24 protein-coding genes are annotated in these 25,512 nt (G+C 51.1%); 19 read left to right on the top strand and 5 right to left on the bottom strand.

From position 1 onward, the window contains the following. Positions 1-75: 75 nt before the first annotated feature. A complete protein-coding gene (locus MK185_02675; GenBank protein ID MCH2039525.1) occupies positions 76-1,215 on the top strand; it encodes an enoyl-CoA hydratase/isomerase family protein in 1,140 nt (379 codons plus the stop codon). 50 nt (positions 1,216-1,265) lie between these two features. Here the strand turns inward: MK185_02675 and MK185_02670 are convergent, their stop codons facing one another. Genes MK185_02670 through MK185_02660 form a run of 3 tightly spaced genes read right to left on the bottom strand, consistent with a single transcriptional unit; the run spans position 1,266 to position 3,953 of the window. Then, positions 1,266-2,075 (bottom strand): HDOD domain-containing protein, encoded by an 810-nt coding sequence (locus tag MK185_02670; protein ID MCH2039524.1) that lies wholly within the window; start codon positions 2,073-2,075, stop codon positions 1,266-1,268. A 17-nt stretch (positions 2,076-2,092) separates the two neighbouring features. Continuing rightward, entirely contained in the window at positions 2,093-2,935 is an 843-nt protein-coding gene (locus MK185_02665; GenBank protein ID MCH2039523.1) for an HDOD domain-containing protein, read from the bottom strand. A 37-nt stretch (positions 2,936-2,972) separates the two neighbouring features. Then, positions 2,973-3,953 (bottom strand): hypothetical protein, encoded by a 981-nt coding sequence (locus MK185_02660; GenBank protein MCH2039522.1) that lies wholly within the window; start codon positions 3,951-3,953, stop codon positions 2,973-2,975. 128 nt (positions 3,954-4,081) lie between these two features. Here MK185_02660 and MK185_02655 point away from each other — a divergent pair, with 128 nt between their 5' ends. Next, a complete protein-coding gene (locus MK185_02655) occupies positions 4,082-4,357 on the top strand; it encodes a succinate dehydrogenase assembly factor 2 (GenBank protein MCH2039521.1) in 276 nt (91 codons plus the stop codon). Further along, entirely contained in the window at positions 4,347-4,748 is a 402-nt protein-coding gene (locus MK185_02650; GenBank protein ID MCH2039520.1) for a hypothetical protein, read from the top strand. Before MK185_02655 ends, MK185_02650 begins: the two co-directional genes overlap by 11 nt. 14 nt (positions 4,749-4,762) lie before the next feature. Here the strand turns inward: MK185_02650 and nadB are convergent, their stop codons facing one another. Further along, positions 4,763-6,367, bottom strand: a complete 1,605-nt coding sequence (gene nadB / locus MK185_02645) for an L-aspartate oxidase (GenBank protein MCH2039519.1) — start codon at positions 6,365-6,367, stop codon at positions 4,763-4,765. A 197-nt stretch (positions 6,368-6,564) separates the two neighbouring features. On the opposite strand from nadB, the gene rpoE reads away from it, so the two are divergent. The 12 genes from rpoE (at position 6,565) to acpS (ending at position 16,949) form a co-directional block, all read left to right on the top strand. Further along, the gene (gene rpoE / locus MK185_02640; GenBank protein ID MCH2039518.1) at positions 6,565-7,152 is read left to right on the top strand and encodes an RNA polymerase sigma factor RpoE; all 588 of its coding nucleotides are present in this window, start codon (positions 6,565-6,567) and stop codon (positions 7,150-7,152) included. Positions 7,153-7,194: 42 nt separating this feature from the next. Continuing rightward, positions 7,195-7,845 (top strand): sigma-E factor negative regulatory protein, encoded by a 651-nt coding sequence (locus MK185_02635; protein ID MCH2039517.1) that lies wholly within the window; start codon positions 7,195-7,197, stop codon positions 7,843-7,845. 1 nt (position 7,846) lies between these two features. Beyond that, a complete protein-coding gene (locus tag MK185_02630; protein ID MCH2039516.1) occupies positions 7,847-8,836 on the top strand; it encodes a MucB/RseB C-terminal domain-containing protein in 990 nt (329 codons plus the stop codon). Positions 8,837-8,872: 36 nt separating this feature from the next. Next, complete coding sequence (locus MK185_02625; GenBank protein MCH2039515.1) at positions 8,873-9,313, top strand: SoxR reducing system RseC family protein; 441 nt, start codon at positions 8,873-8,875, stop codon at positions 9,311-9,313. A gap of 113 nt (positions 9,314-9,426) precedes the next feature. Next, the gene (locus tag MK185_02620; GenBank protein MCH2039514.1) at positions 9,427-10,842 is read left to right on the top strand and encodes a DegQ family serine endoprotease; all 1,416 of its coding nucleotides are present in this window, start codon (positions 9,427-9,429) and stop codon (positions 10,840-10,842) included. 223 nt (positions 10,843-11,065) lie between these two features. Beyond that, positions 11,066-12,865: a translation elongation factor 4 gene (lepA, locus tag MK185_02615; GenBank protein MCH2039513.1), complete on the top strand. Its 1,800-nt coding sequence runs from the start codon at positions 11,066-11,068 to the stop codon at positions 12,863-12,865. A 15-nt stretch (positions 12,866-12,880) separates the two neighbouring features. Next, positions 12,881-13,264, top strand: a complete 384-nt coding sequence (locus MK185_02610; GenBank protein MCH2039512.1) for a DUF4845 domain-containing protein — start codon at positions 12,881-12,883, stop codon at positions 13,262-13,264. Then, positions 13,261-13,962 carry a ribonuclease III gene (gene rnc, locus MK185_02605; protein MCH2039511.1) on the top strand — a complete coding sequence of 234 codons (702 nt, stop codon included), beginning with the start codon at positions 13,261-13,263 and terminating at the stop codon, positions 13,960-13,962. The genes MK185_02610 and rnc overlap by 4 nt, the downstream gene beginning before the upstream one ends. Further along, positions 13,959-14,864 carry a GTPase Era gene (gene era / locus MK185_02600; GenBank protein ID MCH2039510.1) on the top strand — a complete coding sequence of 302 codons (906 nt, stop codon included), beginning with the start codon at positions 13,959-13,961 and terminating at the stop codon, positions 14,862-14,864. Before rnc ends, era begins: the two co-directional genes overlap by 4 nt. Positions 14,865-15,062: 198 nt before the next feature. Then, the gene (locus MK185_02595) at positions 15,063-15,764 is read left to right on the top strand and encodes a DNA repair protein RecO C-terminal domain-containing protein (GenBank protein ID MCH2039509.1); all 702 of its coding nucleotides are present in this window, start codon (positions 15,063-15,065) and stop codon (positions 15,762-15,764) included. Positions 15,765-15,789: 25 nt separating this feature from the next. Beyond that, a complete protein-coding gene (pdxJ, locus tag MK185_02590; protein ID MCH2039508.1) occupies positions 15,790-16,542 on the top strand; it encodes a pyridoxine 5'-phosphate synthase in 753 nt (250 codons plus the stop codon). Further along, on the top strand, positions 16,542-16,949 hold the full coding sequence (gene acpS / locus MK185_02585; protein MCH2039507.1) for a holo-ACP synthase: 408 nt from the start codon (positions 16,542-16,544) through the stop codon (positions 16,947-16,949). The genes pdxJ and acpS overlap by 1 nt, the downstream gene beginning before the upstream one ends. On the opposite strand, the gene MK185_02580 is transcribed toward acpS, so the two are convergent. Next, on the bottom strand, positions 16,922-19,768 hold the full coding sequence (locus MK185_02580) for an ATP-binding protein (GenBank protein ID MCH2039506.1): 2,847 nt from the start codon (positions 19,766-19,768) through the stop codon (positions 16,922-16,924). The two genes, acpS and MK185_02580, sit on opposite strands and share 28 nt — an antisense overlap. Positions 19,769-19,961: 193 nt before the next feature. On the opposite strand from MK185_02580, the gene cysM reads away from it, so the two are divergent. The 4 genes from cysM to mazG all read left to right on the top strand — a co-directional run bounded on the left by cysM (position 19,962) and on the right by mazG (position 25,512). Then, the gene (cysM, locus tag MK185_02575; GenBank protein ID MCH2039505.1) at positions 19,962-20,870 is read left to right on the top strand and encodes a cysteine synthase CysM; all 909 of its coding nucleotides are present in this window, start codon (positions 19,962-19,964) and stop codon (positions 20,868-20,870) included. A gap of 154 nt (positions 20,871-21,024) precedes the next feature. Further along, the gene (rlmD, locus tag MK185_02570) at positions 21,025-22,422 is read left to right on the top strand and encodes a 23S rRNA (uracil(1939)-C(5))-methyltransferase RlmD (GenBank protein ID MCH2039504.1); all 1,398 of its coding nucleotides are present in this window, start codon (positions 21,025-21,027) and stop codon (positions 22,420-22,422) included. Beyond that, the gene (gene relA / locus MK185_02565; GenBank protein MCH2039503.1) at positions 22,415-24,676 is read left to right on the top strand and encodes a GTP diphosphokinase; all 2,262 of its coding nucleotides are present in this window, start codon (positions 22,415-22,417) and stop codon (positions 24,674-24,676) included. The genes rlmD and relA overlap by 8 nt, the downstream gene beginning before the upstream one ends. Continuing rightward, positions 24,673-25,512, top strand: a complete 840-nt coding sequence (mazG, locus tag MK185_02560; protein ID MCH2039502.1) for a nucleoside triphosphate pyrophosphohydrolase — start codon at positions 24,673-24,675, stop codon at positions 25,510-25,512. Before relA ends, mazG begins: the two co-directional genes overlap by 4 nt.

The following is a 25,512-nucleotide window of genomic DNA, read 5'->3' as shown; positions in this document are numbered from 1 at the left end:
ACTGTGAGCCCAACTAAAAAGCGCTATTATCCGTAGTCTGTTGCGATGCTACAAATCCGATTGCGAGGAAACTCTGTGACCCTTGATAAAATGTCACCCGACGCTGTTTTATTCGAAGAAATTGACAGTGGATCGGGCTATAAATTAGCGCTGATGACATTGAATGTTCCTGAAGCCATGAATGCCGTTGATCTGGACATGGTGAACCTGATCGATGGCCAGATTGAGCAATGGAATCAGGATAACAGCATCGCTGCGATCATAATGCGCGGCTCTGGTGAGAAAGCGTTTTGTGCCGGTGGCAATATTCTCAAGTTGTACGACAGCATGATCAATTCTGACGAGGATCAGCGGCTACAATATGCCGACGCTTTTTTTAAAGGCGAATACGCTAAAAATTATCGTTTGCATCAGGTTACCAAGCCATTAATTGCCTGGGGGCACGGCTTTGTGATGGGGGGCGGATTGGGGCTGTTTATTGCTGCCAACCACAGAGTTGGTAGTGAATGCCTAAAGCTTGCATGGCCGGAAGTCCGGATTGGTTTATATCCGGATGTGGCTGCCAGTTATTATTTATCGCGCTTGCCATATCCGGTAGGTCACTGGATGGGACTCAGTGGCAGCCATATGAATACGACGGACAGTAAAAAGCTAAAGCTGATTCAATATGCGATCAGTCATACCTGTTGGCAAACGATGATTGATACGCTGTTACAGCAAAATTGGAGTAATAACCGCGCGGTAAATCACCAGCATGTACGCGCTGTTCTGAACAAAATGGACGCTGATAGCGTTGAAAATATGCCCGCCAGTCAATTGGACGATATCGCGCCTGACCTCGAATACGTGTTTTCCGATACGGATCTGAAAAGTATTGCTGCGCGCATGCGACAGTATAAAACTGAAAATCAATGGCTGAAACAGGGATTAGATAACTTTGAAAAAGCTTGCCCGGCGACTGCCCATCTGATTATGCGGCAGATTGCTCAGGGCGCACACATGAGTCTCAGGGAGGTAGTCAGCTGGGAGTTGACTTTGGCCTATCAGGCAGTTCGTCATCCGGATTTTTGCGAGGGAATTCGCGCGATGGTGGTTGATAAAGACTACAAACCGGTGTGGCAGCATAAAACGGTTAACGACGTTCCGGCAGAATGGGTGAAGCAACTGACAACTAACCCATGGGCAAAAGGAAATCACCCATATTCTGAATTGTAAGCGCTGCGTAGCCGCAGCGCCTTATTACGGATGATTACGAGACAGCGTACTCAGACACTGGTGGCTTTGGTTTGCCAGGCCATCATACGTTTTTGAATTTCTTCTGTGGTGACACCCATACGTTCCAGTACTTTACAATCCTGCCAGTCTTTTCTCTGCTCAGATAAAAAGAAATAAGCGCTGGCAACAAGGTCCGTCAGATCGGCGCGATCTTTACCATTATGATCCATATTCAGATAATTATGTGGCACGCAGCAGAGCGACGGCGGAAATTGCCAGTCGTCCAATAATTGTTCGGCCAGCTGTGCCTGATGTTGCTCCAGTAATTGTTGTATCTGCTCACTGGTCAGTGGGATGGAATCCTGATTATCGAGCCAGCGTAAAATCGGCAGGGCGCCAATTTTATGCAGCAGGCCCGCCAGATATGCGCTGCCTGGGTTAATGTCGTAATCCTTAGCCATTACCATGCACAAACTGGCCAGGCGCGATGATTGCTCCCAGGTTTTTCTGATTAATCCAGAAACATTCTTATTCCGCGCTCGGAATAACTGCTTCAGTGCGAGACTGATGGCCAGCTGGCTGCAATAACTCACGCCAAATAAGCCAATCGCCGTTTTCAGATCGGTGATGTCTACTTTACTGCCAACCAATGGACTGTTAGCGATACGTACTAAGTGTGCGGCGATAGCCGGGTCTTGCTCAATCAGGTTGGTTAACGACTCCGTTGTCAGGGAGTCATCCTGGTTTGCTTTGAGAATTTTCTGTGCCATTGATGGCAGGGTTGGAAGCGTCAGCTCTCCCGATTCAACCTGCTGCAAAATTTCGCGCATGATGGCCTGGGGCGTAAGATCCTGAGTCATGATGGTTTTATCCTTTTTTATCCGGCTATAGCCGCCTGCGTGGCATCGACTTCGTCACTTAACGCCTGCCAATGCGTGACTTCTTCATCGGCATCAAGACCCAGGCGTTTGAAGGAGCCCAAAGCACCGCGGTTAATGTTGGCAAGGCGGTGGTGGGTATTGGCATAACTCTGGAACGTTGCAACCTGAACCAGATCAACGTAGCTGACCTCGCTGCTGTCGTAGTTCTGATCGAGATAGTGTTTTGGAACAGAAACAATCTCGGCGGGAAATTCCCAACTGCGCAAAATATAACTCCCCAACGCCGGATGTAAGCGTTCGATCACTTTATCCAGAGAAATACTGTCAGCCAGCAGGTTCTCATTATTTTCGGCGTAAGCCAGAATCGGCAGAATGCCAATCTGATGAATCAAACCTGCAAGCATCGCCTGATCGGGTTTCAGTCGGGTGAAGTGACGAGCCATCACCTGGGCAGTGGCTGCAATTTCCATTGCTCTTGACCAGCAAGCACGCATGCGTTTATCAATCATATCGTGTGTGGCCTGAAACATTTGCTCCATCGCCAGGCCAATCGCCAGATTGGAGGTAAAATCGATGCCTAGGCGAGATACGGCTGTCACCAGATCGTCCACTGGCATACTGGATCGCAATAAAGGGCTGTTAGTGACTTTGATTATCCGGGCACTGAGTGCCGGATCGCGGGCAATGATTTCGCACAAATCGTCAATGGTGGCATTGGGGTCTTCAGCAACTTCCCTGACTTTCAGGGCAATTTCCGGCAGGGTTGGCAATACGAGTTCATCGTTTTTAATCTGAGCGACGATATCGTCTTTTACCTGCTTGGCCAGATCGGTGGTCATGTGGACGTCTCTCCAACGAGCGACGCCCGGAATCAGGTCAGGCGTCGGTGATATTTTCCTGCTCTAGAGTATAGGAGAGCTTTTCGATACTGAGTGGAATTTCCGAACTTTCTGTTACCAGCAACACCTGTTCCAGCCCTTCCGTCACAGTCAATAGAGCCAGCCCCTGATTATCAGACCAGCTACACAGTTCACCAATTGAGCGGCCTTCTGCGGTTTTTATGTCAGCCAGTGTCATCAGCGGATGGGCTTGTTCGCTGTTAACCCGATACAGCGCTTTTTTCGCTTTGCCGAGGTATTGCAGGCGAGCGACGATCTCCTGGCCGGTGTAACACCCCTTACTGAAGCTGACGCCACCTTGGCGGTGCCAGTCAATATTCTGTGGTATCCAATGTTCACGTGTGTCTGTGTCGACCCAGATGGTGGCCTGATTAATGTCAAACAGTTGCCAGCGTCTCGAATCACACAGCGTCTGTCCGGTTAACATGTCGCCAGCCTGGTCATTGCTTAGCCAAAGCTCCTTTCGGCCGTCGTGATAAAGCAGCTCTGCGCCTTGCTCTGACCAGTTCAGTGTGCGCTGGCTGATGATGTTCTCGCTGTCCAGTTGTGGCTGGGCAGGCTGAGAGGCGGGAATCAAGGCGACAATTTTGTAGTCTTCTGACAAATCGGTCAGTTGCGTTTTAAAAAATACAGCGTACTTTTTCAGATGCTGGATCAGAGCAGCTACCTGTGCGGTTGGCAAACGGAGCCAGTAACCATCACTGCTGTCCCGTGCAATAACAAAATTGGCCACCATGCGTCCTTTGGCCGTACAACAGGCACCAAGGCTCCATTTGTTGTCTGATAACTCAGCTACATTGCAGGTCAGCTGGCCCTGGAGAAAGCGCTCACTGTCCGGGCCATTGACACGCAACAAGGAAAACTGTGCCAACCAGCTATGAGCGGGTTGCTGTTGGTCAGCGTCGTTATCAGGGACAAAACAGCCTGATTGCAGTACTGCATTAAAAATCTGTGACATGGCAAAGTCAGTTTCCGGATAAAGTTGAGAGTTTACTCCATCTTCGCGTTGGGCATAACGCCAAAAAGGGTATGGCTTTATAACGTCAATGCAGTGGTATAATGCCGCAACTTTAAGAGGAGTCTCCTGTGACTGATCAAACCAGCCCTGAAGCTATTGAAAACAAACGCACAGCCTGGCACAGCCGTCGCGGCATGCTGGAACTGGATGTTTTGTTATTACCATTTGCTGAGGAAGCCTTCCCCGGCCTCAGTCGAGAAGATAAGGATCGTTATCTCGCGTTACTTGACCGTGAAGATCCAGATCTGTTCACCTGGTTTATGGAGCATAAAATGCCCGGAGACCCGGATATGGAAAAAATTATTATGATGGTTCGGGAACATTCGCGCACCCGTGCGCGCTGAGTGGCAGGTTAGATCATCGCAGCAGCAACAGCGGCGTGATTTGGCTTCGCTGCTGTTGTTAGCTGCGATCGTGACATTGAGTTCACCGATTGCGGGTGCACTGACAGCGCTGCTGCTCGCAGTCGTTGTCTTGTGGCAAATCAATCGCTTTGGTCATCAACGCCAATGGCGTCTTGGTTACCAGATGTTGAACAACCAGCACAGCTGGTGGGTCGAAGTATCTGGCCAGCGCCAGGCAGTTTGTTGGCAGGCCGGCTCGGTCAGACGAGCGAATGTGATTATTCTGTGTTGGTCGTTCTGGCCATGGAACCGCCTGATTTTACGTCCTGACAGTTTTGCCAGTGAAGCCGAATTCAGGCAGCTCAAGGCTGCACTTTACGGCAGTATCTGACCTCAGAATACGGCCTAAAGCTCGCCCAACTCGTTCAAATATTTTGGCGTCAGGACAGTATCAAATGCTCGTGGTAATGGTTCCGGATAGTCGCGACTGTAGTGCAGTCCCCGGCTTTCCTTGCGCAACAGTGCCGAGCGGATGATCACATCAGCCACATCCACCAGGTTTCGTAATTCCAGCAGGTCGTTATTGATGTGATGACTGCTGTAAAACTCCTGAATTTCCTGTCTCAGCAGCTTCACCCTGTGTTTCGCCCGAAGCAAACGTTTTGTGGTGCGTACAATGCCTACATAGTCCCACATAAAGCGCCGTAACTCGTCCCAGTTGTGGGAAATCACAATAGCTTCATCAGAGTCCGTCACCTGGCTTGAGTCCCATACCGGGGCTGCAGGCACGTCGGTATTCAGATCAATATTGGCGCTAATATGCTGCGCGGCTGAGCGCGCATACACCAGACACTCGAGCAACGAGTTGCTGGCAAGCCGGTTAGCACCATGCAAGCCGGTTGAGGCGACTTCACCGACGGCATACAGGTCTGGAATGTCCGTTCTGCCAAAGTTATCGGTTACGACACCACCGCAGGTGTAATGAGCGGCAGGTACCACCGGAATGGGGTCTTTGGTGATATCGATGCCCAATTGCAAACAACGCTCGTGTATCGTCGGAAAGTGTTCCAGGATGAACGCAGCTGGTTTGTGGCTGATGTCTAGGAACAGGCAGTCAGCCCCCAAACGTTTCATTTCGTGGTCGATAGCGCGGGCAACGATATCGCGTGGAGCAAGCTCATTACGCTTATCGAAGCGTTGCATAAATGGCTGCCCGTCCGGGAGTAATAACCGACCCCCTTCGCCGCGAACCGCTTCAGTGATCAGGAACGATTTCGCCTGCGGATGATACAAGCAGGTTGGATGGAATTGATTAAATTCCATATTAGCAACCCGGCACCCAGCGCGAAATGCCATGGCAATACCATCACCGGATGCGCCATCCGGATTACTGGTGTACAGGTAGGCTTTACTGGCACCTCCGGTAGCCAATACCACAGCATGGGCAGAAATCGTGTCAACTTCACCGTTGCGATTATTGAGAAAATACGCGCCGATACAGCCCTGGCCTTCAAGTCCAAGTTTTTCCCGGGTAATCAGGTCAATGGCGATATAGTCATGCAGCAGTGTCAGGTTACTTCTTTCCTCTGCCCGTTTTAACAACGTATCGGAGATTGCGTGGCCGGTAGCATCGGCTGCGTGAATAATTCGGCGGGCACTGTGGCCGCCCTCGCGCGTCAGATGAAACCGGTCACCGTCCTGAGTGAAGGGCACACCGATATCAATAAGCCACTGAATAGCCTCGGTGGAATTTTCTACCGTGAACTGCACGCTGGGTTCATGGCACAAGCCAGCACCCGCTATCAGGGTGTCATTCACATGCGCCTCAACGCTGTCCTCTTCGTCCAGAACAGCGGCAACGCCCCCCTGCGCCCAGCGTGTTGATCCCGCGTCCAGGCGATCTTTGCTGATCACAGCAACCTGCATATGATCTGGTAAAGAGAGAGCGAGGGTCAGGCCGGCAGCGCCGCTACCGATGATGACCACATCGTAAGACAGTGATTGAGTCATGTATCCGATTCTTCGTTTAAACTGCTGAGCACTATACTTTCACCGCTATGTTATGAAAAGCGTGCAACAGCTCGGGAACTTTTCAGTAAAAGTGGATTCTTACATCACCTAAGGCATCGCATAGGATGTGAAGGAGGTGAGAATTGGCGAGTTTAGCGGTAGCTGTGGAACAGGAGCGGGTGACAGCGGATAACAGCATGACAGATCAACAACAAACCGATCGACAACTTGTTGCGCGGGTTCAGAAGGGTGATCGCAGAGCCTTTGACCTGCTGGTAATCAAGTATCAGCATAAAATTCTGGCTTTGGTCGGACGCTTTATCAACGATCACGCGGAGGCTCAGGACGTGACGCAGGAGGCGTTTATTAAAGCGTTCAGAGCATTGCCAAATTTTCGCGGTGAAAGCGCCTTTTACACCTGGATGTACCGGATTGGGGTTAACACCGCTAAAAACCATTTGGTGAGTCGCGGACGTAAAACGCCCACTCATGATGTGGATCTTGAGGACGCCGAATTCTTTGCCGACGAGTCGCACATGAAAGATGTAGCCACACCGGATAATTTGCTGCACCGCGATCAACTGCAGAAAGTGGTGTTTGACGCCATCGAAAACCTGCCGGAAGAATTAAGAATGGCGGTCACGTTGCGCGAAATAGATGGCATGAGTTACGAAGAAATAGCCGAGGTAATGGAATGCCCGATTGGAACGATTCGCTCGCGTATTTTTCGCGCAAGGGAAGCAATCGATAAAAAAATGCAGCCGCTGCTGAGTGCCAGTGCTTAATACTGACAGCAGGATAAACGGTCGATGTTTGGAAGGTGATATATGAACGATAGAATGAAAGAATCTTTGTCGGCGTTGGTGGATGGTGAGACCGATGAGTTGGAAGTGCGCCGGATTCTCAACCAGGTTGAGGAAGACAGTGAGCTGCGCGACAGCTGGCAGCGTTATCAAATGATTGGCTCTCTGATGCGTGACGAACCGGTTGCGACCACGGATTTGTCGCGCGGGATTATGCAGGCCATTGAAGGCGAGCCAATGGATGAGGTACCGACGGATCATGAGGTGAATCAGGAGCAAAACGGCCACCGGCAGACGAAACGCAGTGTAAATTGGATAGCGTCTGCAGCGGTAGCGGCCTCCGTGACAATTGCCGTTCTCCTGGGTGTGCGTCTTAACCACGATCTTCAGCAGCAGGATTTGGTTGCGGATGCAGAACTGTCCGGTGAAACGGTCGAGCAACGCTTGGTAAGCAACCCGGTGGATGCGGTTGAGTTGGAACAAGCGCAGCGAAAACTGCAGGAGTACGTTCTGCAGCATACTGAAAATGCCGCCCTGAATACCGGACGTGGCATGATGCCATTCGCCAGAGTAGCGAGTTTTGACGAATCAGGCAGCAGCATGACCAGCGATGTTGAAGTCAACAGGGATATGCAGGACGAAAGCAAAGCTGATGCTGTTAACGTGGAAAAATAAGATGAAGCGGGTGTCTTTGCCGGCGGTGATGCTGGGTCTGGCGCTGATGATGGTTCATACGGTTCAGGCCTTACCCCAGTCGCTTGACGCCCGTGGTTGGCTGGATCGTATGTCGCATGCGTTTAAGGAGCAGAATTATCAGGGTGTTCTGATCTACGGAGACGACCAGCAGTGGCAAACGCTGAAGATCACCCATGGTGTTGTAAACGGTGTTGAGCATGAGCGTTTATTGCATCTCACCGGTGAAGCCCGAGAGGTGGTGCGCAAAGGCCATGACATCACCTGTATTCATCCGGGGGAGAATGTGATGCGCCTCGAGAGTCACCCAAACCCTTTATCTCAGGGTTTTGTGCATCAAAGCGGGGCCATTGATTCATACTATCATCTTGGTTTGGAGCCGGGTGAGCGTATCGCCGGTCGTGCGACGCAGAAAGTGCTGTTATCGCCGCAGGATCGTTACCGCTATGGCTATCGCCTGTGGCTGGATGAAGACAGCGGGTTACTATTGCGTTCCGATTTGGTTGATGCCCAAGGTAGGGTACTGGAACGTTTTCAGTTCGCAGAGATCGACATAGGGCAGGCCATCCCCAGCGCCGCATTTGAGCCCGAGATCAGTGGGCACCGTGTTGTGCCTCACACAACGGCGCAAGAGAGTTCGCAGTCAAAGACACAAACGCCGGAGTGGCAGCTCAGCTGGGTACCGCGTGGTTTTATGGAGACTGCAAGCCAGGTGAGGCGCATTGGGTCAGCAGATGATGTGGATGGTTCGTTAACCACTTTGATGTACACCGATGGCTTAGCCGCTATTACCCTGTTCGTGGATCAGGCTGATGAGAAACAAATCATGTCTGGTCTCAGCCAGCAATGGGGACCAACCTCTGCGGTGGTGCGATATCTGACAACCGATACTGGGAAATACCGCATTGCTGTTGTGGGTGAAGTTCCTCTGATGACCGCGGAGAAAATTGCAGCTTCGGTCTTACCACAATAAAATAGCGGCTTGCTATGAATAAACCGGGTTAAGCGCTTGAGTCAGGAAATTGTTGAAATTGTGGAGTTGGGTAAACAGGGTGTCTGGGTAGAAGCTATGCAGCAAAGCGCCTGTTCATCCTGCAATGCGCGCAGTGGATGTGGGCAGCACTCTCTGAGCAAGCTCGGACGTAAAATGCGTCTGTGGGTTCCTACCGATAAACATTTCCGAATTGGCGAACAGGCAACGCTGACTTTACCGGATGGTAGCCTGGCGATGAGCGCTCTGGTGCTTTATGGCATGCCGATGCTGGGGTTATTGTCATTTGCTGTTGCCGGACATTTTGCGGCTGGAGAAACAGGCTCTTTGGTGGCGGGTTTGAGTGGCCTGTTGGCGGGTTTCTGGTTCGCTAAAACAATCTCCGAACAAAAAAAGGAAGATTGGCAACCGCACTTTAAAGAGGCTTGCAGTCATATTCCGGTAGAACAAGTCTTCTGAGAATACTTGCCATAGGTTCGCACTCTCTTACTTTTTTATACATGACAAACCCTCTGAGCTGAGCCATCGTTATCGTCTAGTGACTAATGGTTAAAAGTGACGCGGGGATATCTATGTTGCAATCGCTTCGGGCAATACCGGTGAGTATTGCTGTACTACTTTCTGTACTGGCTTCGGCTGTAAATGCCGCGCTACCGGATTTTCGTGATCTGGTAAAAGAAACCTCTCCTGCAGTCGTTAATATTTCCACCATACAGCATCAGGATAAGCGCAACATGATGCAGCGTTATGGATTACCGGAAGACGTCCCGGAGATCTTTCGGCACTTCTTCGGCCAACCCATGCCTTACGGTCAGAATCCACATGGTCCACGTGGAGGGCAACAGGAAAAGTCATCCTTAGGGTCCGGTTTTATTATTTCTGAGGATGGTTATCTGCTAACCAACAATCATGTGATTCAGGGGGCTGATGAGATCATTGTTCGCCTCAATGACCGGCGGGAGTTAACCGCAGAGCTGATTGGTGCTGACCCAAGCAGCGATCTGGCTTTGCTGAAAGTCGAGGCTGAAGACCTGCCAACGGTGGATCTGGGCGACTCCGATAAGCTCGAAGTTGGGGAATGGGTGGTTGCGATTGGCTCGCCGTTTGGCTTTGACTACTCGGTGACGGCTGGCATCGTTTCGGCCAAAGGCCGCAGCCTGCCGAATGAAAATTATGTCCCCTTTATCCAGACTGACGTGGCGATAAACCCGGGCAATTCCGGTGGCCCCCTGTTTAATCTGGATGGCGAAGTGGTGGGTATTAACTCGCAGATTTATACCCGTTCCGGCGGCTTTATGGGTGTGTCGTTTGCGATTCCTATGAATGTTGCGATGAATGTGGCTGATCAGCTCAAAGAAAAAGGTAAAGTCAGCCGCGGTTGGTTGGGTGTTGTGATCCAGGAAGTCAATAAGGACCTGGCAGAGTCATTTGGTTTGGATAAAGCCGCTGGCGCACTGGTCGCTCAGGTTGTACCTAACAGTCCAGCACAATCGGGTGGTTTGGAAAATGGCGATATCATTACCCACTTTGACGGTAACGAAATTTTCTTGTCATCCGATCTGCCGCATCAGGTAGGGCGCGTCAAGCCGGGTACAAAGGCAAAAGTAAAAGTGGTTCGTAACGGCAAGCGCAAGTTACTGAACATCAGCATTGGTACCTTGCCTGATGGCGACGGTATTGAACTGACCAATAACAGTGTTCCAAAGCAATCGGAAAGTAACCGGTTGGGTGTTGTGGTTGCGGAGTTGTCTGAAAAACAGCGCAATAAAAGCGGTGATGGCGTGGTGGTTCAAGACGTCAAACAGGGACCAGCGGCGTTTGCCGGGCTGGTTAATGGGGATGTCATTACCATGATCTACGGCGAATCTGTGCGCTCTGTTGCTGATTTCAATAAAATCGTCAACTCATTACCGAAGAACCGCAGCGTCCCCATGCGAATTGTACGCCGCGGTGCGGCTATGTTTATCCCGTTGCGGATTACGGAATAAGCCGAGACACAAGGCTGGGTTTTGGTTGCAGAAAAACAGGGTCGCCCCAGACCCAGCCACCTACTGCCACTTCCTGTTGCTGTGGAACCAGTAGAGCAGTCAAGTTGCAAAACTTATTGTCAGACGACCTTCCGCTACCGGCTAACCATCTGAATGCGTTAGCCTTTAGTCCGCCTTTCAAGTAGAATTCCGGCCCATTTGAATTCTGAAGCGGATCATATTCGTGAGCCAACTGGACCACATTCGTAACTTTTCCATTATTGCCCACATCGACCACGGTAAATCGACTCTGTCAGATCGGTTTATTCAGGTGTGTGGTGGTTTGTCTGACCGTGAAATGCAGCAGCAAGTCCTCGATTCCATGGATATCGAGCGTGAGCGTGGCATTACCATTAAGGCCCAGAGTGTGACGCTGGACTACAAAGCCCGTGACGGTAAGACCTACCAGCTGAATTTTATTGATACTCCCGGACACGTAGACTTCAGTTACGAGGTATCGCGCTCACTGTCGGCTTGTGAGGGTGCGCTGCTGGTGGTTGATGCTGCCCAGGGTGTGGAAGCACAGTCGGTAGCAAACTGTTACACCGCGATTGAGCAGGGACTGGAAGTTTTGCCGGTTCTGAACAAGATGGATTTGCCACAGGCGGATCCAGACCGGGTAGCGCAGGAAATTGAAGATATTATTGGCATTGATGCCATGGAAGCGGTGCGCTGTTCTGCCAAGAGTGGTCTGAATATCGATGACGTACTTGAGGAGTTGGTCGCTAATGTTCCAGCACCTGAAGGTGATCCGGACGCACCGTTACAAGCCCTGATTATTGATTCCTGGTTTGACCCTTACTTAGGCGTTGTTTCCCTGATTCGGGTGAAAAACGGTTCGATCAAAAAAGGCGACAAAATTCGTATTAAGTCGACGGGTAAAGATCATGGCGTCGATGGCGTCGGTATCTTCACGCCGAAGCGCAATGAGACCGGTCACTTAGGTTGCGGTGAAGTGGGCTACCTGGTTGCCGGAATTAAAGATATTCACGGTGCTCCGGTGGGTGACACCATCGTGGGAGCGAAACAACCTGACACTGAAGAGTTACCGGGTTTCCAGAAAGTAAAACCTCAGGTTTATGCTGGCTTATTCCCGGTTTCCTCTGATGACTTTGAATCGTTCCGTGATGCACTGGAAAAACTGTCGCTGAATGATGCTTCGTTGTTCTATGAGCCGGAAAACTCCGACGCATTGGGCTTCGGTTTTCGTTGCGGCTTCCTTGGGATGCTGCACATGGAGATCATTCAGGAGCGGCTTGAGCGTGAATACGACCTGGATCTGATCACGACTGCACCAACCGTAATTTATCAGGTGGTTAATCGTAAGGGCGAAACTTTATCGGTTGATAACCCGTCCAAACTGCCGGATGCGGGCACCATCGAAGAAATGTTAGAACCGATTGCCGAGTGTAATATTCTGGTGCCACAGGAATATCTGGGTAATGTGATTTCTCTGTGTATAGAAAAGCGTGGCGTGCAGATTGATATGCAATACACCGGTTCCCAGGTGTCATTGCGTTATGAGATTCCGATGGCCGAAGTGGTCATGGACTTCTTTGACCGCCTTAAGTCTGCCAGCCGTGGGTTTGCGTCACTCGACTACAACTTCCTGCGTTTCCAGGAAGCTCCGCTGGTGCGCCTTGATGTGCTGGTGAATGGCGATCGTGTCGATGCGTTGGCAGTGATTATGCACCGTGACAATATTCGTCGTCGTGGCGCTTTGCTGACTGAAAAAATGAAAGAACTGATCCCACGTCAGATGTTTGATGTAGCGATTCAGGCGGCGGTTGGCAATCAGGTTGTTGCCCGTACCACGGTAAAAGCGCTGCGTAAAAACGTAACGGCCAAGTGTTATGGCGGTGACGTCAGCCGTAAGAAGAAGCTGCTGCAGAAGCAGAAAGAAGGTAAAAAGCGCATGAAGCAGATTGGTAATGTAGAAATTCCGCAGTCGGCATTCCTGGCTGTTTTACGTGTTGATGACTAGTTCGGTGACTGACTGATGAAAATGATGAAAGCGCCTTATGGCAAACAATCAGGGATGGCGGCTTTACCGGTTCTGCTGGCTATTTTTGGTCTGATTCTGGTTATCAAAGTTGCCTTTGCAGTCGTGCCGATGTATCTGCAGGACAGTGTGGTTACTCAGGTGCTTGATACACTGCAGTCTTCCGGGGAAGTCACCAGCCGTACCCGCTCGAAGCAATTGCGCGCGTTACTGGAGCGACGTTTGGAGAACGGTCAGGCTGATATACCCCTAGATGGCCTTGAAATTCGCCGTACCCGTAACGGCATTGTGTTGTTTCTGAGCTACGAAAAGCGTGGCAATTTGTTTGCTAACATTGATCTGGTTGGTCGGTTTCAACATCAGAAAGACTTTAGCCAGTGAATAATCCTTTGATAAAACTTTCCCAGCGCCTGGGTTATCGCTTTAAAGACCAGAGCCTGGTTGAGCTGGCTTTAACTCATCGCTCCAAAGGCGTCGATAATAATGAACGTCTGGAGTTCCTGGGCGACTCGATTCTCAGTGTGGTTATTTCTGAAGATCTGTATCAGCGCTTTCCTGAAGCAAAAGAGGGCAAGTTGAGCCGTTTGCGGGCAAGGATCGTAAAAGGCAAAACTCTGGCTGAAGTTGCCAAAGAATTCGATCTGGGTGATTTTCTGCTGCTTGGTTCCGGTGAGCTGAAAAGCGGCGGGCATAAGCGTGATTCGATTCTCGCTGATGCGGTTGAGGCGTTGATCGGTGCCATCTATCTGGATGCCGGTCTGGACGCTGCGCGTGAACGTATCTTAGCCTGGTTTCAAACCCGGTTGGATAATCTGAGCCTGGAAGACCCGATTAAAGACCCGAAAACACAGCTGCAGGAAATTCAACAGGCTGCAGGTTCGCGCCTTCCAAAATACGAAGTGCTGTCAGTGGACGGCCCAACTAATGAGCAGGTATTTACTGTCACCTGTTTTATTCCCGAAATTGAAGCACCAGTGACTGCGACCGGCTCGAGTCGTCGAAATGCCGAACAAACCGCTGCAGCCACCGTTCTGGAACAGCTGAAACAAGCCGGGGATGCGGCCGAGGTAAGCGCATGAGTGAAGAAAATCTGATTACCCGCACAGGCTTTGTTGCCATTGTTGGTCGCCCAAACGTCGGCAAATCGACCCTGTTAAATCGAATTCTTGGGCAAAAGCTGTCGATCACATCGCGTAAGCCGCAAACCACTCGTCACCAGATTCTGGGCATCAAAACGGAAAATGGCAGCCAGGTGGTGTATGTCGATACGCCGGGAATCCATAAAAACCATGATAAAGCGATTAATCGCTACATGAATAAAGCGGCAACCACGGCGGTAAAAGACGTTGATCTGATTGTGATGCTGATCGATCGTATGCGCTGGACTGACGAAGATGAAATGGTGTTGCAGGCCATTAAGCAGCAACGCGCACCAGCGGTTCTGGTGGTCAATAAAGTCGATTTTGTGAAAGACAAAGATGAGCTGTTGCCATATCTGCAAGAGCTCAGTAGCCGCCATAACTTTGATCAGATTATTCCGGTATCCGCGAAGACTGGACACAACGTTGAGCGTCTGGAAAGTCTGATTGAGAGCTACTTGCCAGAAAGTCAGTATTTTTATCCGGAAGACCAGATCACCGATCGCAGTTCTCGCTTCCTGGCGGCAGAACTGGTCCGTGAAAAGATCATGCGCCAGTTGGGCGATGAATTACCCTACGAAATGACGGTAGAAATTGAAGAATTCACTCATGATGGTCGCATGGCTGAAATCAGTGCGTTAATTCTGGTTGAGCGTGACTCTCAGAAACGCATTGTGATTGGTGATAAAGGGTATCGTATAAAACAGATCGGCATCGAAGCCCGTAAGGATATGGAACAGATGTTTGACTGCAAAGTGATGTTGAATTTGTGGGTGAAGGTTAAATCCAATTGGTCGGATGACGAAAGGGCACTGCGGAGCCTGGGTTATAACGACGAGTAATTTGGCAACATTCCGCTTACCCTGTCAGTAAACAACGCATGTGCTTTACAGCAGCGATATCCCTTCAGATGATCAATCGGTAAAAGCCCGGATTATTGTTCTCATCCGCGAAGGGGTGTCGCGCAGGCATCTCAACACATGGTTGCGGTGCTGGAGAATAATGCAGACTTTTTTCCTGGCATTTGGGGCTAGAAAAATATGAAAAAGCTGTTTGTTTTGCAGCGCCAGCCAGTTGGTGAGTATCAGTTCTTGCTGGATATCTTCTCCGCCGAAGCTGGCAGGTTGTCCGTAGTCACGCCGCAGCGTTCTGCCAAACAAGATGCTTTTATCCCCGATTGCTTTCAACAATGTCAGGCTGATTGGCGCGTTGGCGAAGACTGGCCACAGATCAAAGCTCTTCAGCGTCAGCGGACATTTCAGTTGCGAAACAATTCTCTGTATTGCGGTTTATATCTGAATGAATTGCTTGCCCGCCTGTTACCCCGAAACGAACCCGCCAAAGATCTCTTTCTGTTGTATGCCAGTGTGATTAATGCTCTGGAAGATAACAATGACAGTGCAAACGGCGGGGCACTGGAACCCTGGCTACGGCTGTTTGAATATCAGCTGCTGCAGCAACTTGGGCTGGGGTTTTCCTGGCAGCAGGACAGTTTGGCGCGGCCGATAACCCTGCACCAGCGGTATCGATTCAATCCGCAGGAAGGATTTTATTTACACGGTGCGGGTTTTTTTCGCGGCAGCGATATACTGGCATTTGCTGGTTGGCTGAAAAACTTTGCTGAAGTCCCACACGATGTTAGTGTCTGGCAAACAGCGAAGCAGGTGCTGCGTCTCGCTCTGGAGCATGTACTGGAGCGACCGTTAATCAGCCGGCAGTTATTTAATCCATCAAAAATTTAGTGTTCAGTTTATTTAAGGATCGAAAATGTCTCAGGTAAAAAATCCGCAACGCGTTTTGTTGGGTGTGAATATCGATCATATCGCAACCTTACGACAAGCACGTGGTACCCGCTATCCCGACCCGGTTCAGGCTGCTTTTATTGCCGAGGAAGCCGGAGCTGATGGCATTACCATCCACCCACGTGAAGACCGTCGTCATATCCAGACCCGTGACGTGTATGTATTGGCTGAAACACTGGGCACCCGCATGAATCTTGAAATGGCAGTCACAGAAGGCATGCTTGAGCTGGCTGAGGAGGTGGGTCCGGAAGCCACGTGTCTGGTGCCAGAGAAACGCGAGGAGCTAACGACGGAAGGTGGTCTGGATGTGGTGGGTAATGAAGCGGCTATCAAAAACGCGTGTGAGCGCCTGGCAGCTGTCGATAGTGAAGTGTCGCTATTTATCGATCCGGATGAAGCACAGATTGATGCTACTGTACGTTGCGGTGCACCGGTAATTGAACTGCATACCGGCGCTTACGCCGATGCCGAGAGCGAAGCTGAGCAACAACGAGAATTGGCTCGTATTCAGCTAGCAGCGGCTTATGCGTTGGATAAAGGCCTTATTGTGAACGCCGGGCATGGTCTGAACTACCACAATGTGGAAGCCATTGCCGCAATTCCCGGAATGAACGAATTAAATATTGGCCATGCGATTGTTGCTCGCGCGGTATTTGTTGGTCTTAAGGAAGCTGTTAGCGAAATGCGTGCCTTACTGGAAAAGGCCAGCACGCGTTAATGAATGACTTACCGTCTGATGGAACCATCGGTGTGGTCGGTATCGGTACCGACTTACTGGATGCATCGCGCATTCAAAGCGCTTATCAGCGCCATGGTGAACGTTTGCTGCAGCGCTTTTTAACACCGGCGGAGCAGCAAATATTTCACCAGCGCGCGGATGGTATTAACTACCTGGCAAAACGTTACGCTGCAAAAGAAGCCCTGGCCAAAGCATTGGGGACGGGTATTGCCAGGGGCGTTGGTTTCCAGCAGTTGGAAATATTAAATAACGAGCAGGGCGCTCCGGTCGTTAACCTGTATCAGGCCGCGCAGCAACGCATGACGGATCTGGGCGGGCGACAGGCTTATGTCAGCCTGTCGGACGAAGGGGAATGGATTCAGGCGTTTGCAGTGATCTCCTGCTGACTGGCGCGCGCAAGCATTGCCTGCCAGTCATGTTCTTCTGCCCACTGCTGCAGCATTGCCACTTCTTGAACAAATGTACGCATATGCTCAGGCAGTTGGCGCCTTCCACCGGCTTTCAGCTCTGTCTCAAAAGCGTTAAGAATGCTGCGTAACTTTGGCACACCGCAATAACGACTGGCACCGTGAATTTTATGTACCTTTTCCAGCAATGTGTCAAAGTCTTCCTCTTCCCAGGCGTCTCGAACCGCTTCACAATCGCGCTCCAGCGAGCGCAGAAGCATGGTGAACATATCCAGCGCCAGATCCTGTTTGAAATTCGCTAACCGCAGCCCGTCCACGGCATCGAACATGGCTTCTTCGTCTGAGGTCGCAGCATTTACCGACTGTTCATCGCGTTGTTCACTCTGGCTTGGCTTGGGCTTGATATTGGGTTGATAGCCGGTCCAGCGATTCACACAGTCTGCCAGTTGATCGAGACTGATGGGTTTGGTCTGATAATCGTTCATGCCACTGTTGAGCAGCAATTGCTTTTCATCCGCCAGAGCATGAGCTGTGAGTGCAACGATTGGTAAATGGGCTTTACCCGGTAAGCCACGGATGTGCTGAGTGGCTTCAAGGCCTGTCATGTTCGGCATCTGAATATCCATAAATACCATCTCGATATTATTACCGGCAACTTTATCGATCGCCTCCTGGCCCGACGTCGCCGAACAGACGCTTACGCCCAGCTCAGCCAGCAGTGCAGTAACCAGTTTCAGATTGGCGTCGTTGTCATCGACCGCGAGAATGCAGGGAGGCTGGCGCTGTTGAGTCAGCTCGAAGTCGCTATCCTGCTGGTCTTCGTCGGCCGGTGATTCTTGCAGCAAGACCTGGCGTAATGTTTCACACAACTTGTTCTGTGCTATCGGCTGAGACATGGTGCAGTGGGCGCCCTGGCTCTCCAACCATTGCAGGTCCTCGTGCTGCACTGTGTTGGTCATGGTGATAATCGGTATGTCGATTAACGTCAACTGCTGCAGAAAACGTTGCAGACGCGGTTGGTGAATCTGGCGCCGATCAACGGTTAGCAGTATGGCCGACAGGTTACTTTCCTGAGCTACCTGATTCAGCAAATCGTCCTGATCTTCTGCCAGGTGATAATCCAGCTGCCACTCATCCAGCATCGACGCCAGCATCTGGCGGTTGAGGTCATGCGGTTCATAGACGGCAATCTGATAGCCGGCCAGAAGCTGCAGGTTGCTGTTGCTGTTTTCGCTGCTGGTACCAGTATCAATATGAAATACAAAACTGGAACCCTGACCCGGCGAACTTTCCACGGTGATATCGCCATGCATCGCCTTAATCAGTGCTTTACAGATAATCAGACCAAGCCCGGTGCCGCCAAACTGACGCGCGGTACTGGTGTCTGCCTGGGAGAACGCCGTAAAAATCTTCTCAATCTGCTCTTCACTCATACCAATACCGGTATCGCGCACTTCGAATTTCAATGTGCTGCGTTGAGAGGTTTGGTTAATCTGTGAAATCAGTACTTTGACATTGCCATACTCAGTGAATTTCACCGCGTTGTTCACCAGATTGGTCAGGACCTGTTTTAATCGCAGCGGATCACCTCGGACCTGCAGTGGTACATCGGTATCTATGTGGTAATAGAGGTCGAGGTTTTTGTCGTATGCTGGGGGAGCCAGTACCGTTAGTACCTGCTCAATCACGTCACGCAGATTAAAATTGGTTTGTTCGATAATCAGTTTGTCGGCATCAATTTTAGACAGATCAAGGATGTCGTTAATGATGTTGAGCAAATCCTGCGACGACTTACGAATGGTGTCGAGGTAGTCTGCTTGCAGATGGGTCACCTGGGTTCGGTCGAGCAGATCAGTAAAGCCAATAATACCGTTTAATGGCGTTCGGATTTCGTGGCTGACGTTGGCCAGGAACTGCGATTTCATCTGGCTTGCCTGTACCGCTTGCTTACGGCCAAGTTGCAATTCACTGTTGCGCACCTCCAACTCATCAAGCGTTTCCTGCAGGTCCCGCATGTTCTGTTCCATATTGGTCTGGTGTTCATCTTCTGAACTCTGCATGCGGCTGGCCATCGAATTGATACCCAGTGCCATGCGGTTAAATTCTGGTGCGCTATCGATATGGATACGTTTCTCCAGATGGCCCTCACCCAGTTCGTTAATACCACTTGCCAGACGCGAAATCGGCACCGATATCTGGCGGCTGATGCGGTACGCCAGAAAACTGCATATGAACAAGACCAGCACAACGATGGCTAATGAATTCGCCAGATGCTGATAACGGGTTAACAGCGTGTTTGTGGTCGAGAGTTCAACCTCTGCCCAACCAAGCAAAGCCACCTGCTCGGATTGTTCTGCGTAAAACTGATCGGAGAATTGGTCGGATATCACCAGGTTCTCCGCAAAGACGGGCGCTCTGACGCGCACGGTGCTTTCAGTCCTCAGCAGCTGCAGCTGATGTTCCTGCAATTCGGCTGAGCCGATTCGTTCGGTCATCATTTTGGGACCGGCATGCGCGAGGATATCGACGTCTTGGTTGTAGATGCTGACGGCACGTACATCGCGTTCTTCCAGCATGTTATTGGCGATGTTTTGCAGAATCCCCACATTGCCGGTCATGACGCCGTATTCGCAGGTCGGCGCCAGTTGTTTGGCCATCGCCATGGCTCGCTGATCGAGCAGATCGTCCAGATCTTGGCTACGGTCACTGATAAAAAACACGCCCAGAGTCAGCGATACAATAACGCCCGGCAATAACGCCATAAACATAATGCGGGTTTGTATTTTCCAGTGCTTCATGCCGTATTTGAGTCCGTATCTTTCTGGTAAATATACAGGTTAAAGGTGCGACGCCCGGGTGTCATCCAGAAACTATATAACCAAATGCCGTTTGGTTATTACCTTTTACTGAAACAAATCAGTAAGATGCAGGTCTTTCGTTATAAGACCATAACTTTCGTCAAACCGTGTCAGGAAAAGCAACGTGAGTCAGATCAGTTACCCAACCATTGCCGATTGTGTCGGAAATACACCTTTGGTGCGATTACAACGCATTGTACCGGAAACAGGTAACAATACCGTCTTGCTGAAACTGGAAGGCAATAATCCGGCTGGCTCGGTAAAAGACCGCCCGGCATTATCGATGATCCAGCAAGCTCAACAACGCGGTGATATCAAACCGGGTGACGTGCTGATCGAGGCGACCAGCGGCAACACCGGGATTGCCCTGGCGATGGCAGCTGCAATTATGGGCTACCGTATGATACTGATCATGCCGGACAACGCTACGATGGAACGTCGCTGGGCAATGGAGGCTTACGGTGCGGAGCTGATACTCGTTTCTAAGGAAGAGGGTATGGAAGGTGCGCGGGATCTGGCTCTGTCGATGCAGCAGAAAGGTGAAGGTATTGTTCTGAATCAATTCGGTAACTTCGATAATCCACAAGCCCATTATGTCGGCACGGGGCCTGAAATCTGGCGACAAACTGAGGGGCGTGTCACGCACTTTGTGAGTTCGATGGGCACGACGGGCACAATCATGGGAACCTCACGGTTTCTGAAGGAGCAAAACCCCGGCGTTCAGATTGTTGGCCTGCAGCCCGCTGACGGCGCTTCAATCCCGGGTATCCGTCGCTGGCCCGAGGCGTATCTGCCTACTATTTTCGAGCGCCAGCGGGTCGATCAGGTGATGGATATCGGTCAGCAGGAAGCCGAAGAGACGATGCGCCGTTTAGCGCGGGAAGAAGGCATTTTCTGTGGTGTTTCCTCCGGAGGCTCCGTTGCCGGCGCCCTGCGCCTGTCGCAAACGCTTGAAAACGCCACTATTGTGGCGATTATCTGTGATCGTGGCGATCGTTATTTGTCTTCTGGTGTGTATGCATCGCAACAGGTCCCACAATGAAGCCTGTCTGATGTACCCGAGGACAGATCATTTGAGCCAGTTAGCTTGAAAAAATTACGTTTGCCCTCATAGTTGCGGCAAAGAAACTGGCCCTCAGTACCGTTGGCGCTCCGAGCACCGTTGGCGTTGTTCTGGCCTTTGTTGGGAGTTTGTGGTGAGTCATCCACGCAGTCGTAAATCTTCAACCACTTCCGGTCGCCGGCGCCCACGCCAGGCACCGGTGCAACGTCCGCAGACTGAGTCTCAGTGTCTCACGCTGGAAATTGATAATCTGACGTCAGAAGGTCAGGGTGTTGCGCGCCGTGGTCGCGAAGTGTATTTCGTACCGGGCGCTTTGCCCGGTGAAACGGCCGATGTGGTGCTGGACGGCCGACGCAAGAAAGTTTGGCAAACCCGCCTTCGCCGTATCACACAGCCTTCTCCTGATCGGGTGGAACCCACCTGTCCTCATTATGACAAATGCGGTGGTTGCGACCTGCAACACCTCAATTATCCGGCCCAGGTTGCAGCAAAGCAGGCTCGGGTTGAACGAGAGTTTCAGCGCCAGGGTATTGTGGCTGCGAATTGGTCACCGGCGATAACGGCAGCGCCATGGAATTATCGGCGTAAAGCACGTTTGGGGGTGCGTTATTCGAAAGCGGAAGAACGTAACTACATTGGTTTTCGTGAATCGGCATCGAGTCATATTTCCGATGTGGATGCTTGCCCGGTTCTGGTTCAGCACCCGGTTCTGAATTGGCAGGCCTGGCGCCAGCAGATTTCCTCGTTGCGCCATCGCGACAGAATCAGCCAGATTGAAGTAATCGCCGCCGATAACGCATTGGCGCTGGTGCTGCGGGTATTGAAACCGCTGTCAGAGGAAGACCAGCAGAGTTTATGTCAACTGATTGAAAGACTGGCCAGTGGCAGTGATTTAGCCGTGCAGTTATGGCTGAAAAATGACCAGGGTGAACAGTGTATTTATCCATCGTCCGCGCCAGAGACGCTGTGGCATCAGGTGAATGATATGCGTCTGAATATGGCCTTAAGTGACTTTATTCAGGTGAATTCGACCGTGAATCAGTCGATGGTTGAGCAAGCGCTTGAGTGGTTGCAACCGGGTTCGGAAGATTGCATCTGGGATCTGTTTTCCGGCCACGGAAATTTCAGTATGCCGCTGGCGCAACGCAGTCACCAGGTGATTGCTGTTGAGGTTCAGGACAGTATGGTGAACAGTGTTGTCGCACAGGCGGAAAATCTGGCCCTTCCTTTGCTAGGGAAAAAGGCTGATTTATCTCAGCCACAAAGCCTGGCGTCATTACCTCAGCCTGATGCCGTGTTGCTTGACCCGCCCCGTGCCGGGGCACTTGAGGTCATGGCAGAGCTGATAAAACGCCAGATTGAGAGAATTGTATACGTATCCTGCGACGTCGCTACGCTGGCACGCGACTTAGGGCGATTAAACGAAGCAGGGTACCGGGTGACTAAAGCAGGCATTATGGATATGTTTCCACAAACACATCATGTGGAAACTATGGTGCTGCTGCAACGCGAGAGTAACAAGCATGGTTAAGGTCAGAGACGACCACCCACTGCTCCATGATGGTTCACTGGATGTGGATCGCTGGATGGAGAGTATTCAGCAGTCGCAGGATGTATTGGATCCTGAAACACTGCACAAAGCGCTATCGACAGCAAAGCGGTTGTCGGATGAAGCCATTGCCAATCGTACCTATTGGTCGATTGACAGTGTGCAAATGGGCATTGAAATGGCGCAGATTCTGTTGGATCTGCGACTCGACACCGATTCGATTGTGGCCGCAGTTCTCTATCGCGCAGTGCGTGAAGGCCGGTTAGCACTGAGCAAGGTCGAAAAAGACTTTGGCAAAGAAGTCGCCAAGCTGATTGAGGGTGTTCTGCGAATGGCAGCGATCAGTGCCATACAAAATACCGACAACCAGGACGAGAGTGTGCTCGGCCAGCGTGAAGCGCAGGTCGATAACGTGCGCAAAATGCTGGTCGCCATGATTGATGATGTGCGTGTTGCATTGATCAAACTGGCTGAACGAACTTCTGCTATCCGTGCCGTTAAAGATGCACCGGATGACAAGCGTCGTAAGGTGGCAGAGGAAGTTTTCAACATCTACGCACCGCTGGCCCACCGTTTGGGTATCGGACACCTCAAGTGGGAGCTGGAAGATTTATCGTTTCGTTATCTGGAACCGGCTTCCTACAAAAAGATTGCCAAGCTGCTGGACGAAAAACGCCTGACTCGCCAGGGCTACATTGAAAATGTGGTGCAGCGCATGCGTGACGAGTTGTTGTCAGCGGGTATCAAATGTGATGTTTACGGTCGCGCTAAGCACATCTACAGCATCTGGCGCAAAATGAACCGCAAGAATCTCGATTTCAGTCAGATTTACGATATTCGTGCGGTGCGTATTCTGGTGCCACAAATCAAAGACTGTTACGCCACGTTGGGAATTATTCACTCACTCTGGCGCCATATCCCCAATGAGTTTGATGACTACATTGCCAATCCGAAAGAAAATGGCTATCGCTCCCTTCACACCGCGGTGATTGGTCCGGAAGGCAAAATTCTTGAAGTACAGATACGTACTCATGAAATGCATGAAGATGCCGAGCTTGGCGTCTGTGCTCACTGGTTGTATAAGGGCACGGATGTAAATGCCAAAGATCAGGGCTATGAGCAGAAAATTGCCTGGTTGCGTCAGGTGATGGAATGGCATGACGAGCTGGGCGATTTGCCGGAATTAATCGGTGAATTAAGCAGCAATATCAGCCCAGACCGGATCTATGTGTTTACTCCGGATGGCCATGTGGTCGATTTGCCACCAAAAGCCACGCCGATTGACTTTGCATACCGGGTTCATACTGAAGTAGGTAATAAGTGTCGCGGTGCCAAAGTGAATGGCCGCATCGTACCGCTGACTTATTTGCTGGGTACCGGCGAGCAGGTTGAAATCCTCACCAATGCCAATGCGCATCCCAGCCGGGACTGGTTGTATCCGGAGTCCGGTTATATCCATTCCAGTCGCGCGCGCGCCAAGGTTGCACACTGGTTTAAGTTGCAGGCTAAAGATCAAAACACCGACGAGGGACGCCAGTTGGTACTGCGTGAGCTGGATCGTCTCGACTTGATCGATCAGCCGCTGAGTAATATTGCTGAGCGTATGAATATGAAGTCGGTCGACGATATGTTCGCCGCAGTTGGTGCCGGTGATTTGCGAACCGGCCAGGTGGTGCATGCAGTGCTACAGCAGGCTGACCGTCTTGCGCCACAGCTGGATAAGCAGGAACTGCCGTTGCTGCGCAAGCCTGAGTCGAGCGAAAAATCTGCCAGTGCTGATGATGTTTATATCGAAGGTGTTGGCAATCTGCTCACCAACCTGGCGAATTGTTGTCAGCCGGTACCCGGTGATGACATCCGTGGCTATGTTACGTTGGGCCGCGGTGTAAACGTGCACCGCAGTGATTGTGAGAATTTATTGCACCTTGAAATGACAGAACCGCAGCGTGTGTTGCAGGTGAATTGGGGTTCCCGTCCGACACAGCATTATCCGGTAGATATGCAGATTCAGGCCTACGATCGCACGGGGTTGCTGCGCGATGTCAGTGGTTTATTGGCCAACGAACGAATGAATGTTCTGGCGGTCAATACTCAATCGAATCCAGGTGAAAACATCGCTCACATGAGTCTGACGGTGGAAGTCGAGAGTCTTGAAGGTTTGCTGCGGCTGATGAATAAAATCGAGCAGTTACCCAATGTGATTTCAGCACGCCGGGTTCGAGGAGGGCAGTTGTGAGTTACAGCCTGCAAGACTTATTGGTGTGTATGGCGCGCCTTCGGAATCCGGAAACCGGTTGCCCCTGGGATCTCAAGCAGGACTTTGCCAGCATTCTGCCGCACACCCTGGAAGAAGCCTACGAAGTGGCGGATGCCATTGAACGCCAGGACTGGCCTCACCTGGAAGAGGAGCTGGGTGACCTGTTATTTCAGGTGATTTTTTATGGTCAGATAGCCACGGAACGGGATTTGTTCAGTGTTTATTCGGTGATCGACAAACTGGTCGCCAAGCTGATTCGTCGCCACCCGCATGTTTTTCCGCAAGGCACGCTCGAATCTGAGCGTGACGCCGGTATTTCTCCTGAGGAGGCAGAAGTGAATGCCAACTGGGATGCGATTAAACGTCAGGAAAAACGGTTGAAGGCTCAGCAGGGCATTGTTGAACCCAATGATAGTGGCTTGCTGGCCGATATTCCGATGACACTTCCAGCCATGAATCGCGCAGTAAAAATGCAGAAGAAAGCAGCAAAAGTCGGGTTTGACTGGCCTTATATCGACGGCGTGCTGGATAAGATCCGCGAAGAGCTGAAGGAAGTGGAAGCAGAAATTATCAGTGGCGACCAGGCGGCACTGGAATCAGAGATTGGCGATTTATTGTTTGCAGTAACCAACCTGGCTCGTCATAGCAACATTGACCCAGAGGTCGCTTTGCGCGGAACGAACCAGCGTTTTTACCAGCGCTTTACTGACGTTGAACAGCAGGTTGAACAATGGGGTGGCTGGGATAAGGTTACTCAGGATGAAATGGGAGCGGCCTGGGAGGCCGCGAAACGACGACAGAAGCAGGCTGACTGA

The sequence above is a fragment of the Saccharospirillaceae bacterium genome (assembly GCA_022448365.1).
Lineage (GTDB): Bacteria > Pseudomonadota > Gammaproteobacteria > Pseudomonadales > Oceanobacteraceae > Bacterioplanoides.
The sequence above is the reverse complement of the archived record's forward strand: the minus strand, read 5'-3'. Positions and strand labels throughout refer to the sequence as shown.